The sequence below is a fragment of the Gracilimonas sp. genome (assembly GCF_017641085.1).
Classification (GTDB): Bacteria; Bacteroidota; Rhodothermia; order Balneolales; family Balneolaceae; genus Gracilimonas.
Window position 1 is genome coordinate 619,756 of sequence record NZ_JAEPPI010000003.1, and the last position, 15,823, is coordinate 635,578.

Sequence of the window (15,823 nt, forward strand, 5' to 3'; positions counted from 1 at the left end):
ATCGCCCTGCTACGGACTGAATTATATTAAGGTTCAAAGACTTTCAAAGGTCTGAAATTTCATTCCAACAATAATCAAAAACTGTTCCATTGTCACAACTGAATCCCAAATTCATTTATTTTGACTTAGATGACACGCTCCTTGATCACAAAAAGGCAGAACAAGCCGGACTCAGAGACGTGCATCAGCATTTTGATATGTTTAACGGCATTTCGGAAGACAACCTTCTGGAAACCTATCACCATATAAACAAAGGATTATGGGAAGAATACGGGCGTGGAGAAATTGACCGGCATGAACTACACCGGCGCCGATTTTCTGAGACCTTTCAGGAACTTGGCCTGGATGAAAATATGCAGGAAGAAGCCGGTAAAGTTTATATGAATTACTACCGGAATCATTGGGAATGGATTGCTGGAGCTAAAGAAGCCTATGAAGCAGTAGCTGATAAATTTGAAGTTGGTATCATCACCAACGGATTTGCTGAAACCCAGCGCCTGAAAATTGATCAGTTCAATTTAAAAGAAACCGCCCGTCAAATTGTCATTTCTGAGGATGTAGGTGTGATGAAGCCGGATCCCAAAATTTTTGACCATTCCACAAAGTTAGCCGGGGTGAACCGGGAAGATATTCTGTATGTGGGAGATTCCTTCACGTCGGATGTGGTGGGTGGTTCCAAAGCAAACTGGAAAGTAGCCTGGTACACCCAAACACCGATTGAACAGGGCTACAAGTTAGCTGACTTAATTTTCGATGATTTTGATGAGCTTCTGAATAAGCTTGGGATCTGACTCACTTATTAATGCATCATTGTATGTCCGCCGTTCATCATGGAATACCCGCGCCAGATCAATAACAAACCAATAATAATGGCAAAATAGGAAGAGAAGGGGCGTAATTTAGATCGAAGCTTTGGAGAGATAAATCCCGGAGCCATGTTCATCATCAACATCACAGGCAGGGTCCCCAAACCAAACAATGCCATGTAAAGAGCACTGTAAAAGGTAGTCGATGTAATTAAAGCTGCTGCCAGAGCGGTAACTACAAACCCACAGGGGAGGAAGCCATTCAGCAGTCCTATAAAGAACGATGAAAATCGGGAATTGCTTTTGTACAGGCCGGAAATATGCCGGGTTATTCTTGTGGTGAAATCCGTATAAACCGAATTTACTTTAGCGGGAAGTTTTATGTGAGGAAATACCGCGAAGGCAATGACGAGCACCCCAAGTACTATAGACAGCGCATTTTGGTATCCGGCAATAGTTGCGCCCAGACCTAAAATCCCAAACACAAAGCCTATAAATGCATAGGTAAGTATGCGTCCCAGATTATAGAGAATCCCCCGAAACAGCATGGCTCCGGTTGACCGATTTTGGCCCGGTATAGCTAAGGCAATGGGACCACACATGCCAATGCAGTGAAAACTACCTAAAAGCCCCAAGGTAAAACCGGTCCAGAGTTCCATGTATCACAGTTATATGAAAATATTCTTCTCTTCAATGTATAGCAGAGAATCGGATTGCCACTCTACGGTCAGTTTCCAGCGGCCTTGCTCAAACTCACCCACGGGTATTGATTGCCGGCCTTCCTGATCAAGGTCAAGCTTATATCTTTTATCCAGCTCGGGATTGTTAGGGCGATAGAAAGTAACGTTACCGGAGAGGGAATCCGTTAGAATTTCTTTCGGGAAAATCAGCTTGATGGAAACCGTGGGCTCATCGAAGAGTACCACAACCGGATTTTTAAGGTTTTCTGCCCGCTGCTTTTTATCGATGGTTTGCTGGTACTCAACGCCTTCCTGATAATGATCATTGGAAACAAGGTAAAAGTCTAACGAGATCATGTAGCTTACCACACTCAAAGTGGCAATCACAAATAAGGTAACCGCCAATACAATTCCGGTTCCCCAGTTAAATTTTTTCATAGGATTAATTATTGCTGTTGGTGGCCGGACCTAAAAATCCGGAGGTTATAGTTTCAAGTTTTTCACCATTTGAATATACACCAAAGGTAAGTTGGGTTTGCAATCCGGTTAGTTCACTCTCCGGTAGTTTCACTAAAAAACGCCCTTCGGCAGAATTTTGGGAAGGGATGGTATCCACATTTCCAAGCGACACTATTTCTCCTTCCGGACTTTCCAGTCGTAGCTCGAAGTCAAGATCTTCAAAGGTTTTGTTCAGCACTTTAAGGTTGTAAATATTGCTGTAGATGTTGTTGGGAAGTTCCTGGTATAAAGTTCCGGGCTCACGCAAAATGGACGTCTCCGTATCCGGCCGTAAGGTAAGCAGCGTAATGAATGTGGCTAACAGAACAATCAGAATACCTGAATAACCGGCTACCCGCGGGGTGAGTACTTTTTGTTCTCCTTCTTTGATTGCGTTCTCCGAAGAGTACCGGATAAGTCCCCGGGGCTTATCAATCTTGTCCATTACAGAATCACAGGCATCAATACATGCTGTACAATGCACACACTCAAGTTGAGTCCCGTTACGGATGTCGATTCCCATCGGGCAAACCTTCACACATTGGTAACAGTCAATACAGTCGCCAAAAGTTTCATTGGCGCTGAAGCCCAAATCTTCGAGTGTGGCTTTTCGGTTTTCCAGCTGATACCGGTCTTTGACGCTGGCCCGGGTTTCTCCACGTTTGTAATCGTACATTACATTGATGGAGTTATTGTCGAGCATCACGGACTGCATTCGTCCATACGGGCACACAAAATGACAAACCTGTTCTCTCATAAAGGCAAAAACGCCGTAAAAGACCCCGCTGAAAATAATCATAGAGCTTAAACCGGCAAGATGTTCAGAAGGTGGATCAGTGATGATTTCAAACAACTGATCGGGGCCGATAATGTAAGCCAGGAACATATTCGAAATCAAAAAGGCAATGCCAAAGAAGACTCCGTGTTTGGTCGTCTTTTTCCAGATTTTCTCAAAATTCCAGGGCTTTTTGTTGAGCCGGATTTGGTCAGCGGCATCTCCCTCAATCCAGTATTCTATTCTCCGGAAAACCATTTCCATAAAAATGGTTTGGGGGCAAGCCCATCCGCACCAAAGTCGGCCGAAAATGGTGGTGAAAAGAACCACAAACAGGATGAAGGCCAGCATTCCAAAAACGAGCAGATGCAGATCCTGCGGCCAGAAAGCAACCCCGAAGATCACAAATTTCCGTTCGATTATATTGAGCAGTAATAAGGGATTCCCATTTATGGTGATAAACGGTCCGGAAAAGAAGAAAGCCAGTAAGAGTACAGCCACTACATTACGCGCCTTGTAATGCCTGCCGCTTGGTTTTTTGGGATAAATCCAGTTCCGTTTCCCTTCCTTGTTGACCGTAGCAAGGTGGTCACGAAACTGTTTTTTATCAATTCTTCTTTTTTCCTCTAACGATGCCATGTTCTTCGCTCTCGTTTATTCGACCTCAAATAATGCCCTAATGTATTTTTCTTTTGTGATGATTTTATGAATGTGATAAAGTGATGAAGTGATGAAGTGATGAAGTGATGAGTAGGTTATTTATGTTCAATTTACCACTTATCACACAATTCTGGTTTAAGAACTAAATTGGTTCAAGCGTCCGCTTGCGCTATTATCCGCATGCTTCACTTATCACTCATCACTTCATCACTTTATCATTAAAATCACTCAATTGTGCAGGGTTGAGCGCGGCTCATGTCAGCGGCTTTTGCACCGGCAGGGTCGGTTCCCTGTATGGAGGCAATATAGCTGATCAGGCTTTGAACCTTTTCGTTCGACATGGGTGCGCCACTTCCGTAGGCAATCATTCCTTTATCCGGAAAGCCTTCGATGATACTGGCGGCCATTTCATCAGCAGAGCAACCATGAATCCAGAGGTCGTCGGTAAGGTTAGGGCCAACAAGTCCTTCGCCATTGCTTCCGTGGCAGGTATAGCAAAGGTTGTTATTACTCATAAAGATTTCCTTCCCTTCCTCAATTCTGGCCTCGTCATCGAGGTACGCCCAGGTAAAATCAGATTCACCCTGAGGTTCTGTACCACCGCCACTGTCCAGGTTGTACTTTTCCTCGGCGGCAGCCATTTCCATCTCGTAGAGTTCTTCCTGAGAAGGACCACCCAGCATATAATAATACACCATGTAGCCTACACCCCACGCAATAGTGAAATAGAATAACCATAACCACCAAACAGGCATATGATTGTCCAGTTCACGGATTCCATCATACTCGTGGTCGAGTAACAGATCTTTTTCGTCGTCTAATATTTTCATTGCTCTGATTGGTTATAGTTCATCTTGTCGTCTTCGAGGGGGAGGCGTGCGGCATCATCCCAATGATGTTTTCCTTTCTTGATCAGGTAAATCAACATGACCACAAAAAAGGTGAAAAACAGAATGAGGGAGATGCTCGGGTAAATCCCAATATCTTCGATCGCACGTAATACATTCTTGTACATGATTACTCCTCCATTTGCGGTTTGAAGTTTGCCTGGATACGATCGCTGGATGGAAGTGACTCCCAGGGGTTTTCTTCCCCTTTAATGTCAACTCCCAGCCGCTGCATGTAGGCAATAATGGCGATGATTTTCTTGTCGGAAGTGATCTGAATTCCTTCAATCTGATCAAAGCCATTTTCTTTCAACCCTTGAGTTATTTCCTGAGCCTGTGCCTCCAGGTCGCGAATGGCGATTTCTTCATAGCCTTCCACATAAGGCACGCCTACACTTCTGAGCGCATTAATACGGGCCGGAATGGATTCTTTGTCCATATCCTGAGTGAAAAGCCATGGGTAAGCCGGCATGATAGAGCCCGGTGAAGTGGACGTCGGATCATACATGTGACGCACGTGCCAGGAATCCGGATACTTGCCTCCTAAACGGTGCAGATCAGGGCCGGTACGTTTTGATCCCCATAAGTGTGGGTGATCGTAAACAAACTCACCGGCTTTGGAATATTCGCCGTAACGCTCGGTTTCGGAGCGGAAAGGACGAATCATCTGCGAGTGGCAGTTATTACAACCTTCGGCGATGTAAATATCGCGGCCTTCAATTTCCAGCGGAGTGTATGGCTTCACGCTTTCAATGGTAGGCACATTTGATTTCACAAGAGCCGTTGGTACGTATTCCACAATACCGCCAATTAAAATTACAACCAATACCAATACAGTCATTTGGAGCGGTCGGGATTCAAGGCGTCGGTGCCAGCTTTCTTTATGTCCCTCTGCCGGGTTGATGATTGCCTGGGCTTCATCCACTTCAGATTTCTCCAACGAACCCTGGCGGGCAGTTTTAAAGATATTATAGCTACCGATAGCTGCTCCTATAATGAAGAGCGTTCCACCTACCGCACGCAACGCATACATGGGAATGATCTGAGTTACGGTTTCCAGGAAGTTTGGATATTGCAGAAGACCTTCAGCAGTGAATTGTTTCCACATCAAACTTTGAGTGATTCCACCCCAGTACATAGGGATCACATAGAAGATGGCACCAAGCGTAGCAAACCAGAAGTGGACGTTGGCCAGCTTCACAGAATAAAGCTTGGTCTTGTAGATCTTCGGTGTGATGTAATACAGCATCGCAAAGGTTAAACCACCATTCCAGAGCAGGGCACCGTTATGCACATGACCGATAATGTAATCGGAGTAGTGGGCAATGGCATTTACGTTAGCGATGGAAAGCATGGGGCCTTCAAAAGTAACCATACCGTAAGCGGTAACACCCACTACGAGGAACTTGAGAACGGGATCTTCACGAACCCGGTCCCAGGCTCCGCGAAGGGTAAGCAAACCGTTAAGCATACCACCCCAGCTGGGTGCAATCAGCATTAAACTGAAAACCGTACCCAAGGCCTGCGCCCATCCCGGCAGTGCAGTATAAAGCAGGTGATGAGGTCCGGCCCAGATATAAATGAAAATCAGTGACCAGAAATGAACGATCGATAACCGATAGGAAAAAATAGGTCGGTTCGCTGCCTTCGGGATGAAATAATACATGATCCCCAAAAAGGGCGTGGTAAGGAAGAAGGCTACGGCATTGTGACCATACCACCACTGAACCAGGGCATCCTGAACACCGGCATAGATCGGATAACTTTTCAGGAAAGTGGCGGGCATTTCAAAAGAGTTAACCACGTGCAGTACAGCCACGGTGATAAAAGTAGCGATATAGAACCAAATGGCTACGTAGAGGTGTTTTTCACGACGCTTGAGGATGGTCATGATCATGTTAATACCGAAAATCACCCAAATAAGAGTGATGGCGATATCAATAGGCCATTCCAGCTCAGCATATTCCTTACTGGTGTTAATCCCGAAAGGAAGGGTTAATACGGCCGAAACAATAATAGCCTGCCAGCCCCAAAAGTGAATATTACTGAGTTTCTCACTCCACATACTGGCTTTACAAAGCCGTGGAAGTGAATAATAGACCCCGTAGAATATGGCGTTTCCGGCAAAGGCGAAGATCACAGCATTGGTATGCAGAGGTCGCAGCCGGCCATAAGACAGCTCCGGTATAAAGCCGAGGAAGTCCGGATAAATTAGTTTCAGGGCGATGGTTAGCCCAACGATAAATCCGATTAAGCCCCAGATGATAGTGGCTATCCCGAATTTCCGGACGATTTCGTTATCGTAATGAAAGGTTTCTAATGATGACATTACTCATCCCGATTTTTGTGGTTAGTTGTTTTTTTGTTTGAATTCGTATCGTCAAAAAGTACCCGCATCGATGGAGTGTACTGATCGTCGAACTGTCCGCTTTTCACTGCCCAGAAAAACAGTCCCAGGAAGATTAAAGCGACCATTAAACTGAAGGCAATAAGCAGGTAAATTACTTCCATATAGCCAGCTCCAGTTTTTGCGCTTTATAGCGCGTGGTTAAAAAGGTAAATACCATCACACTGATAGAACTGAGCGGCATCAAAATAGCTGCCACTAATGGGGAGAGATGTCCCGTAATGGCAAAGCCCAGTCCTACCGTGTTATATAAAAGTGAAAGCACAAAACTCATGATGATGATATTCATACTTCCCTGTGAAAATTCGATGAAGCTGTTCAGTTTTTTAAGAGATTTTCCTTCCAGGATGGCATCGCAGGCCGGGGAGAAGGAGCTGATGTCGTCAGAAAGGGCGATACCAAAATCACTTTGCTTTAAGGCCCCGGCATCATTCAATCCATCCCCGATCATTACCACCTTTTGATGCCCTTTCTGAAGCTGTTTTATAAATTCCAGTTTTTCTTCCGGTGATTGGTTGAACAGTAGGGATTGTTGCTCTGTAAAATATTCTTCAAGTTCTTCTTTCTGGGTTTCGTTATCCCCGGAAATGAGATAGGTGAGAAATCTCGCCTTCAGAGATTGGAGGAGCTCAGATACTCCCTCCCTGAGCCCGGCTTTAATTCCAAAGTATCCAAGATATTCACCGTCAATGGATGCGTGTGTAACCGAACCGGTGAAATCTGATGTGGGAATTTCGGCCAGGGGTGTTTTAGTCTGTTCCGCCAGAAATGCACGAGAACCAATGCAAATAAATCGCCCTTCAACAGAAGCAAAAATTCCCTTCCCGGATACTTCATAAAAGCTCTCAGGTTTCAGTGAGTTCTCAGCGTTCTTCCCGATAAAATCAGTAATTTTTCGGCTTATGGGGTGAACCGATTGTTTGCAGGTAGAATATATCAGCGCCTTTTCAGTTTCAGTTAAGTTCATCCCTCTGAATACTACATTGGCTTCTTCTTTATTCGTAAGCGTGCCGGTCTTGTCAAATACCACAGCACCGGCTTTGGATAGATTTTCAAGCAAAAGGTGGTTTTTGACGAAAAAGCCGTTCAGAGACAATACATTTAAAGCCGATCCTAATGTGAACGGAGTGGATAGCGCGAGGGCACAGGGGCAGGCAATAATCAATACGGCTGTAAAAACCGATAAGGCCATTTCCATGCCTGCAGCCTGCAGCCAATACATTCCTGCAAAGGCAGAAATCCCCAAAACAGATACTGTAAAATAGGGACTGATTCGGTCGGCAAAGCTCGTAAGCTTGAGCTCTTTTTCGTTATTGGTGAAGGCATCATGGTTCCAGAGCTTGGTGAGATAACTGTTTTCAACTTCTTCTTCGGTATTGAACGAAGCAGAAGTGCCAATCAATTTAGCACCGGCATAGATCAGCTCACCTTTTGAAACCTCAACCGGGTCGGATTCTCCGGTAATAAAACTGTAATCCACATAAGCTTTTTCGGATAGCAAGGTGGAGTCGCAGGGCACCAGCTCCTGATTGCGTAGTCTGATTTCCATTCCGGGAACCAGCTTATCCAATGAGACAGATTTCTCAGCACCGAAACCGTCTGTTACATTTACGGCGATGGGAAGGTAGGATTTATAGTCGCGGTTGAAAGACAGGCGGTTAAAGGTTTTCTGCTGAACCAGTTTCCCGATCAATAAAAAGAAAATGAGTCCGGTAAAAGAATCCATGTAGCCGGTTCCGGTTCCGGTTACAATCTCATAGACACTTCGTCCAAAAAGGGCAACGATACCGATGGAAATGGGAACGTCGAGGTTCACCCCTCGCTGACTCAAAGCGGCAAATGCGGATTTCAGGTAATCGCTGCTGCTATAAATAAGTACCGGAATGGCGAGGATAATATTCAAAACCCCAAAAAAAACATGAAATTGGCCACCGAGTCCGCTGTTGCCTACGTCCAGGTAATCCGGGAAGCTGAATAGCATAATGTTTCCGAAGGCAAAGCCGGCCACTCCCAGTTTCAGCCACAACGATCGGTTTTGGTGCGATTTGGACGTTGTGGCATCCAGCTTGTTGAGCCGGATTTCCGGCTCGTATCCAATAGTGGTTAATTGCTCAACAACTTTGCGCAGGGAGGTAGCTTCAGTATCAATAAGTACATCCAGCTCACGCTTTAGAAAATTGACTTTGGTTTGCAGAATGCCGGAATCCAGTTTCTGTAGATTTTCAAGCAGCCAAACACAAGAGGTGCAATGAATATTCGGAATGTATAAAGAAACAGAGAGCTGCTGCTGGTTTCGAAAATCGGCTATCCGTGAAATTACTTCTTCATCTTCAAGGTAATCAAACCGCGTGCGGGACCGGGTATTGCGGAGGTTGATACCGGGATTGCTTTCAAGGTCGTAGTAGGAGCAGAGCCCGCTTTCGTCCAGAATTTGGAAGGCTGTACTGCAGCCGGTACAGCAAAAGGGCTTGTCCTGAAAGCGTACCGTTGCTTCATGACATACTTCGCCGCAGTGGTAGCATACATCAGTTGATATGGTTGCAGCCCCTTTGGTCATTGTTTGAATGAAGGAACACCGTTCGAAAATTGCAAACGTAAGTCGAACCATTTCTGTGACATTTGCTTATCAACCTGATCGAAGGTGGTGTCTTTAAGCCACTGTTCTATTTTCTTTCGTTCTTTAGACCAGAATGCATGGAAAGGGCAGGGTTCAATGTGGCCGCACCCTTCAATTCCCATAAAGCATTTATTGAAAAATTCTACTCCATCAATGGCAGCAATAACATCCATCAGTGTTACTTGATCAACCGGCTTGGCAAGATAAACCCCACCGTTTAGTCCTCTTCGGGATTTAAGAATGCCCGGTTCTTTCAGTTTGGCCAGTATCTGAGAAAGGTAGGCCGTTGGGCAGTTCAGAGATTTTGATAACTGTGAGGCTGAAACAGCTCCATCATCCGAACTCTTAGAGATCGCTATAATGGCAGAAATGGCGTATTGAGCCCCTTGTGATATGAACCGCATAAGAGATTATTAAATAAATATTCATATTCTAATATCAATATTAGATTTTAAGAAGTTTTCAAATACCGATCAACCGGTGAGGGAGTAATTTTTGTATTTAGAGTTTTTCTAAACACGGATCTCTCTTAAAAGAATATTCACATTTGATGATTATCATAAGCGAAATTAAAATTTAAGGCATTACCTATGATCGAATATCAGACAGCAGACGAAGCAGTAAAGGCTATTAATTCAGGAGACCGTGTATTTGTACATGGAGTTTCAGCCACACCGGTACCCCTGGTAAAAGCAATGACTAACCGCCACAGCGAGCTCAAAGATGTGGAAGTTATTCATTTACACACCGAAGGACCGGCCCCGTACTCTGATCCTGAATACAAAGACAGCTTTTTTGTGAATGCACTGTTCGTTGGGGCCAATGTAAGGAAGGCTGTTAATGAAGGACGCGGGGATTACGTTCCGGTTTTTCTGAGTGAGGTTCCAAACCTGTTCCGAAATAACATACTACCACTGGATGTAGCTTTGGTTCACGTTTCCCCACCGGATAACCATGGTTACTGTTCGCTTGGGGTTTCGGTGGATGCAGCGGTGGCGGCGGTTCAGTCGGCTAGGTATGTAATTGCACAGGTGAACCCCAATATGCCGCGAACGCATGGTGATGGCCTGATTCACGTAAACGAAATTGACGCTTTGGTACAAACCAATGATCCACTACCCGAGCAAGTGGCACCGGAACCCAACGAGGCTGAACTCAAAATCGGGAAGTATTGTGCAGAACTGATTGACGATGGCGCAACGATGCAAATGGGGATTGGAGCCATCCCTAATGCGGTATTAAAGAGCCTGACGAATCATAAGGACCTCGGCGTACACACAGAAATGTTTTCGGACGGAGTGATAGAGCTGGTTGAAAAAGGAATCATTAACGGTAGAAAGAAGAAAATTCACCCCGGAAAAATTGTAAGCGGCTTTGTAATGGGATCTAAAAAAACCTACGATTTTATAGATGATAATCCGGCCGTGGCCATGCTCGATATCGCCTATATCAATGATACCGCTGTGATTCGCCGAAATCCAAAAGTGACGGCCATCAACAGCGCGGTAGAGGTGGATTTAACGGGACAAGTATGTGCAGATTCTATCGGAACTTATCATTACTCAGGGGTTGGCGGACAAATGGATTTCATACGGGGAGCTTCACTTTCGCCGGGAGGAAAACCCATCATTGCGCTGCCTTCAACAACCAATAAAGGGATCAGCCGAATTGTACCTTTTTTAAAGCAGGGAGCCGGCGTAGTAACAACCCGGGCACACGTTCACTATGTGGTGACAGAATATGGAGTGGCCAACTTGTATGGAAAGAATCTATGCCAGCGTGCAAAAGCTTTGACCGGAATTGCGCATCCCGATCACCGTGAAGAACTGGAGAAAGCGATCCACGAACGGTTCAATAAAAAATAGAAAGGCGGCAAGTGAGTTAGAGCCTTTTCACAAATAATCGTACCTTTGGACTTTCTGAAACCATAACGCTTCAATCACTCCATCGGAATGTCGCAAACAACGATTCAAGAACCGGAAGTAACACTCGAACTGGCCGAAGAACATGGTCTGAATGCAGAAGAATTTGAAATGATAAAATCCCGGTTAGGTCGGGTGCCAACGTTTACGGAACTGGGCGTTTATTCGGTGATGTGGAGTGAACATTGTTCATATAAAAATTCCATCGTTGAGCTAAAAAAACTGCCGAGCGAAGGTGAAAACCTGTTGGTGGGAGCCGGTGAAGAAAATGCCGGATTGGTGGATTTAGGTGATGGACTCGGTTGCGCCTTCAAGATTGAGAGTCATAATCACCCGTCGGCTATTGAACCCTACCAGGGAGCGGCAACGGGAGTGGGTGGTATTCATCGCGATATCTTCACGATGGGAGCCCGCCCGGTGGCAAGCCTGAATTCTCTGCGGTTTGGTTCGATGGAAAACCCTCGCGTTCGTTATCTGCTGGACGGTGTGGTTCGGGGTATCGGAGATTATGGAAATTCATTCGGAGTACCGGTCATTGCCGGAGAAGTTTGCTTTGATGAAAGCTACGAAGGTAACCCGCTGGTTAACGCCATGAGTATCGGGCTGGTGAAAGAAGGGGAGACCGCATCCGCCATTTCAAAAGGACTTGGAAACCCGGTTATTATTGTAGGGGCAAGTACCGGCCGGGATGGTATTCACGGTGCCACTTTTGCTTCCGAAGAAATCAGCGAAGAAAGCGAAGCCAAAAGACCGAGCGTTCAGGTAGGCGATCCTTTTACTGAAAAGCTATTACTTGAAGCCAGCCTGGAAGTACTGAAAACCGGGGCTGTAATTGGGATGCAGGATATGGGGGCGGCCGGAATCGCGTGCTCAACGTCCGAGATGACGGCCAAAGGCGGACAGGGAATGAAAATTGACCTGGACAAAGTTCCTGCCCGGGAAGACGGTATGACCGCTTACGAACTATTGCTCTCCGAAAGTCAGGAGCGTATGCTCATTGTTGCCGAGAAAGGACGTGAGCAGGAGGTAATTGATGTATACGAAAAATGGGACCTGCACGGAGTAGTGATTGGGGAAGTTGTGGATACCGAGAATGTAACCTACTGGAAAGACGGTGAGATTAAAGCCGACATCCCGGCGGAACACCTGGTGCTTGGTGGAGGAGCTCCTCAGTATATCCGGGAAACGAAGAAGCCGGCTTACCTCGATGAAGTTCAGAATTTCGATATTGATTCCCTGGAGCATCATGATAATTATTCGGAAACGGTAACCCGGTTGCTTGGCGCGCCGAATATTGCCTCCAAGCGGTGGGTGCACGAGCAGTACGACACCATGGTTCGCACCAATACCGTAACCGGTCCGGGGGCTTCTGATTCCGGGGTGATTCGTATCAAAGGAAGTAAAAAAGGATTGGTTGCCAAAACCGATTGTAATGGCCGGTATGTATATCTGAATCCCCGAAAAGGAGGGCAAATTGCGGTGGCTGAATCGGCACGAAATGTAGTTTGTTCCGGTGCCAAACCTATGGCCATCACCAACTGCCTGAATTTTGGAAACCCGTACAAGCCGGAAGTCTACTGGACTTTCAAAGAAGCATTAGGAGGAATGGCCGATGCCTGCCGTACACTCAACACTCCGGTAACCGGTGGAAACGTGAGCTTCTATAATGAAAATCCGAACGGAGCTATTTTCCCGTCGCCTATCATCGGGATGTTAGGGGTGATTGAAGATGTGGAGAAACACCTGATGACGCCCGGCTTCAAGAAAGAAGGCGATATCGTTCTTTATATAGGAGCTGACCGAAAAGGGCTGGGTGGAAGTGAGTACCTGAAGACCATCCATGAACTCACTACCGGTGACGCACCTGAAATAGATCTCAACTTCGAAGCAAACCTGCAGCAGGCATTACTGACAGCCATTCAAACCGGATTGATTACCGCCGCCCATGATGTATCTGATGGAGGTTTGGCCATTGCCCTGGCGGAAATGGCTATCTTCGGGAAGAAAGGAGCAGAAGTTTCTGTGGAAACGATGAAAGGATCAACCCATGAAATTCTGTTTAGTGAAGCTCAGTCAGGAGTGGTCATTACTATTCCGGCAGCAGAATTGCAGACAGCCAAACACCACTTTGAAAAAGCCAACGTGCCCATGTTTGAATTAGGCGTGGTTAAAGGGGATTCCCTCGAAATCAAAGATTTGGTCTCACTAAGCGTAGATGCAGCCGAGAAGACCTATGAAAGCGTGATCCCTAAAGCAATGGAAGCCTGATTAGATTTGAACCGATTCGAAATGAGCCCGTTTATTTGAAATATACAGAGCCGCCAGCTTGGGTACGGTGAAATTCTTGTCCAAAAACTCTTTAGGGGTGATTCCAATCACCTTTTTGAAGTCTTTAATCATATGGCTTTGATCAAAATAGCCTAAATCATATCCCGTTTCTGTGAGGCTGGACCCGTCAAAAATTAACCGATTAAGCAGGTAATTGAAGCGGATGAGGTTGGCATATTGTTTCGGAGAAAGACCGGTGGCGTGCTTAAAATTCTTTTCAAGGGTAGATTTATGCATCCTGAAAGACTCACAGAATGTAGAGATGGTAATACCGCCCTGTTTTTTTATCACTTCGGCAATAAAAGCTGAAATTATGTGATCCTCCTTCGGTTCTTTAACCTGAGTGACCAACCATGAGTTAATCTTTTCAATAATTTTTGGAGCAGGGGTGTTTTTTATCGCTTCATCCATAGCGAGGTCGGCCAATTCAGGCATCAGCTGCTGAAGGGGATATCCAACTTCACCTAATTCTTGCAGGCTAATTCCGGTTAGTTGTTGAATGGCCCCGGGTTTGAATCGCATTCCCAGGCATTTTGTAAACGGTTTTTGATAGACCTTCACGGCTTTTCTGAATGCAGGGACCAAGCTGCAATACTCGACTAAATGCTTTTCACTGTTCTCCTCATCGTCTCTCAAATAATTCCCATTCAGCATAATGATAACATCCGTGCTGCCGTCAGGAATTATGAAGTCAAAATCCTGTTCAAAATCATCAGGATGGAGCGTGCTTACCCAATAAGATTCTACAAGATGGCTGACAGAAACCGGCGCCGAATATTCAACATAATCCATAAAATGTGACTCCTCCTATGCTGTTCGTGTCTTTCAACGCAAAACAATAGTGAATGTTAGCCAGAAATTCGTCTTTTTTACAAGGATACTATCGGCCAGATTCTGTATGATTTAGTCAACTTTCAACAAATGGTTCTGCTATGAAATTAATTATGATTCTAACGGTGATGGCTTTGGCTGTTAACAATATATCTTATGCTCAAACAAGTATCTCTGATTTAGAACCGGAAGCATACTTCGATTTCTGGGTTGGAGAATGGGAATTGGCGTGGACTGACAATCAGGGGAATGCAGGGGCAGGAACAAACACCATTGAGAAAATTCTGGACGGTGTGGTTATTCAGGAAAATTTTGCTGCCACCCGTGGAGCCCTCGAAGGATATAAAGGTAGGAGCGTTTCGGTTTATAATCCGCAGCGTCAATTGTGGCATCAGGCCTGGGTAGATAATCAGGGCGGCTATATCGACCTGAAAGGATCGGTAGATGGAGATAAAAGAATTTTTCAAACGGGAGAAAGACCGGGGCCACAGGGAGGTACCATCATCAGTCGTATGGTATTTTATGATATTGAAAAAGGCTCTTTTACCTGGGACTGGGAGTCTTCACAGGATGGTGGGGATACCTGGTCACTTAATTGGCGCATACAATATAAAAGAGTGAATTAGTTGGAACGAAGAACCATGTTTTCCACTTTTCCATGTTGACTATTTATCAAGAAAGAAGATCACATCATGGAAAATAAAATTGTACTCATTGTAGGCGGATCAGGTGGAATCGGAAGCGCAACGGCAAAGCGATTTGCTAAAGAGAACGCTAAAGTTATACTTGCCTCCCGCAATAAAGCCAACGTAGAAAAAGTAGCTAAAGAAATTAATGATAACGGGGGAGAGGCTTTTGCCATTGAAGTGGATGCTACCGATGAAGCTTCCGTTAAAAGAATGACGGATGAAATTGCCAATCAGCTTGGAAAAATCGATGTACTGATTAATGCATTTGGTCAGGGAATCATACAACCTTTCATGGATATCAATCCGGCCGATGCCAAAGAAATCATCAATACCAATGTGTATGGAACGTTTCTGGTTACCCAAACGGTGATGAAAAACATGAACGAGGATGAGCCAACATCTGTGGTCATGTTTCCCGGTACCATGGGTAAGTATGTGATGAAGAACGCTTCCGTTTACGCAGCTTCCAAATTCGCCATTCAGGGCTTAACCAAAGCCTTAGTTGAAGAGCAACGAAGGGGTAATACAAAATTCTCACTGTTGTATCTGGGTGGGGTGGATACTCCTTTCTGGGACGATGAGAGGGTAAACATGAAAGTCAAAAAAGACATGATGCTTACCCCCGATGAAGTAGCTGAAGCTGTGTTCTATGCCGTAAACCAACCTTCCGGTTCGGTTATGAATGAAGTTGTGATTCAGCCAGAAAGTCACCAGTTGGTGTAG

15 protein-coding genes are annotated in these 15,823 nt (G+C 45.4%); 5 read left to right on the top strand and 10 right to left on the bottom strand.

Features of this window, described 5'->3' with window-relative positions; genetic code table 11:
• Window positions 1-89 precede the first annotated feature (89 nt).
• A complete protein-coding gene (locus JJ941_RS13715) occupies window positions 90-791 on the top strand; it encodes an HAD-IA family hydrolase (protein WP_290966340.1) in 702 nt (233 codons plus the stop codon).
• Between the two features lie 8 nt (window positions 792-799).
• On the opposite strand, the gene JJ941_RS13720 is transcribed toward JJ941_RS13715, so the two are convergent.
• The 9 genes from JJ941_RS13720 to JJ941_RS13760 form a co-directional block, all read right to left on the bottom strand.
• On the bottom strand, window positions 800-1,465 hold the full coding sequence (locus JJ941_RS13720) for a sulfite exporter TauE/SafE family protein (RefSeq protein ID WP_290966341.1): 666 nt from the start codon (window positions 1,463-1,465) through the stop codon (window positions 800-802).
• Between the two features lie 9 nt (window positions 1,466-1,474).
• Complete coding sequence (locus JJ941_RS13725) at window positions 1,475-1,924, bottom strand: FixH family protein (protein ID WP_290966342.1); 450 nt, start codon at window positions 1,922-1,924, stop codon at window positions 1,475-1,477.
• Window positions 1,925-1,928: 4 nt separating this feature from the next.
• The gene (ccoG, locus tag JJ941_RS13730) at window positions 1,929-3,398 is read right to left on the bottom strand and encodes a cytochrome c oxidase accessory protein CcoG (protein WP_290966345.1); all 1,470 of its coding nucleotides are present in this window, start codon (window positions 3,396-3,398) and stop codon (window positions 1,929-1,931) included.
• A gap of 245 nt (window positions 3,399-3,643) precedes the next feature.
• Window positions 3,644-4,249, bottom strand: coding sequence for a cbb3-type cytochrome c oxidase N-terminal domain-containing protein (locus JJ941_RS13735; protein ID WP_255132818.1), 606 nt, complete (start codon window positions 4,247-4,249; stop codon window positions 3,644-3,646).
• The gene (locus JJ941_RS13740; RefSeq protein ID WP_255132816.1) at window positions 4,246-4,434 is read right to left on the bottom strand and encodes a cbb3-type cytochrome c oxidase subunit 3; all 189 of its coding nucleotides are present in this window, start codon (window positions 4,432-4,434) and stop codon (window positions 4,246-4,248) included. The genes JJ941_RS13735 and JJ941_RS13740 overlap by 4 nt, the downstream gene beginning before the upstream one ends.
• A gap of 2 nt (window positions 4,435-4,436) precedes the next feature.
• On the bottom strand, window positions 4,437-6,635 hold the full coding sequence (gene ccoN, locus JJ941_RS13745; protein ID WP_290966348.1) for a cytochrome-c oxidase, cbb3-type subunit I: 2,199 nt from the start codon (window positions 6,633-6,635) through the stop codon (window positions 4,437-4,439).
• Window positions 6,635-6,817, bottom strand: a complete 183-nt coding sequence (ccoS, locus tag JJ941_RS13750; RefSeq protein WP_255132812.1) for a cbb3-type cytochrome oxidase assembly protein CcoS — start codon at window positions 6,815-6,817, stop codon at window positions 6,635-6,637. Before ccoS ends, ccoN begins: the two co-directional genes overlap by 1 nt.
• On the bottom strand, window positions 6,808-9,270 hold the full coding sequence (locus tag JJ941_RS13755) for a heavy metal translocating P-type ATPase metal-binding domain-containing protein (protein WP_290966353.1): 2,463 nt from the start codon (window positions 9,268-9,270) through the stop codon (window positions 6,808-6,810). Before JJ941_RS13755 ends, ccoS begins: the two co-directional genes overlap by 10 nt.
• The gene (locus JJ941_RS13760) at window positions 9,267-9,734 is read right to left on the bottom strand and encodes an Rrf2 family transcriptional regulator (RefSeq protein ID WP_290966356.1); all 468 of its coding nucleotides are present in this window, start codon (window positions 9,732-9,734) and stop codon (window positions 9,267-9,269) included. The genes JJ941_RS13755 and JJ941_RS13760 overlap by 4 nt, the downstream gene beginning before the upstream one ends.
• A 186-nt stretch (window positions 9,735-9,920) precedes the next feature.
• Here JJ941_RS13760 and JJ941_RS13765 point away from each other — a divergent pair, with 186 nt between their 5' ends.
• Complete coding sequence (locus JJ941_RS13765; protein WP_290966359.1) at window positions 9,921-11,195, top strand: acetyl-CoA hydrolase/transferase C-terminal domain-containing protein; 1,275 nt, start codon at window positions 9,921-9,923, stop codon at window positions 11,193-11,195.
• 87 nt (window positions 11,196-11,282) lie between these two features.
• Window positions 11,283-13,520 carry a phosphoribosylformylglycinamidine synthase subunit PurL gene (purL, locus tag JJ941_RS13770; protein WP_290966362.1) on the top strand — a complete coding sequence of 746 codons (2,238 nt, stop codon included), beginning with the start codon at window positions 11,283-11,285 and terminating at the stop codon, window positions 13,518-13,520.
• Here purL and JJ941_RS13775 read toward each other — a convergent pair whose 3' ends face one another.
• On the bottom strand, window positions 13,521-14,372 hold the full coding sequence (locus JJ941_RS13775; RefSeq protein ID WP_290966365.1) for a helix-turn-helix transcriptional regulator: 852 nt from the start codon (window positions 14,370-14,372) through the stop codon (window positions 13,521-13,523).
• Between the two features lie 140 nt (window positions 14,373-14,512).
• Here JJ941_RS13775 and JJ941_RS13780 point away from each other — a divergent pair, with 140 nt between their 5' ends.
• Together JJ941_RS13780 and JJ941_RS13785 are read left to right on the top strand one after the other, a co-directional pair.
• Window positions 14,513-15,037, top strand: a complete 525-nt coding sequence (locus JJ941_RS13780; RefSeq protein WP_290966367.1) for a DUF1579 family protein — start codon at window positions 14,513-14,515, stop codon at window positions 15,035-15,037.
• Window positions 15,038-15,103: 66 nt separating this feature from the next.
• Window positions 15,104-15,823 (top strand): SDR family oxidoreductase, encoded by a 720-nt coding sequence (locus JJ941_RS13785; protein WP_290966370.1) that lies wholly within the window; start codon window positions 15,104-15,106, stop codon window positions 15,821-15,823.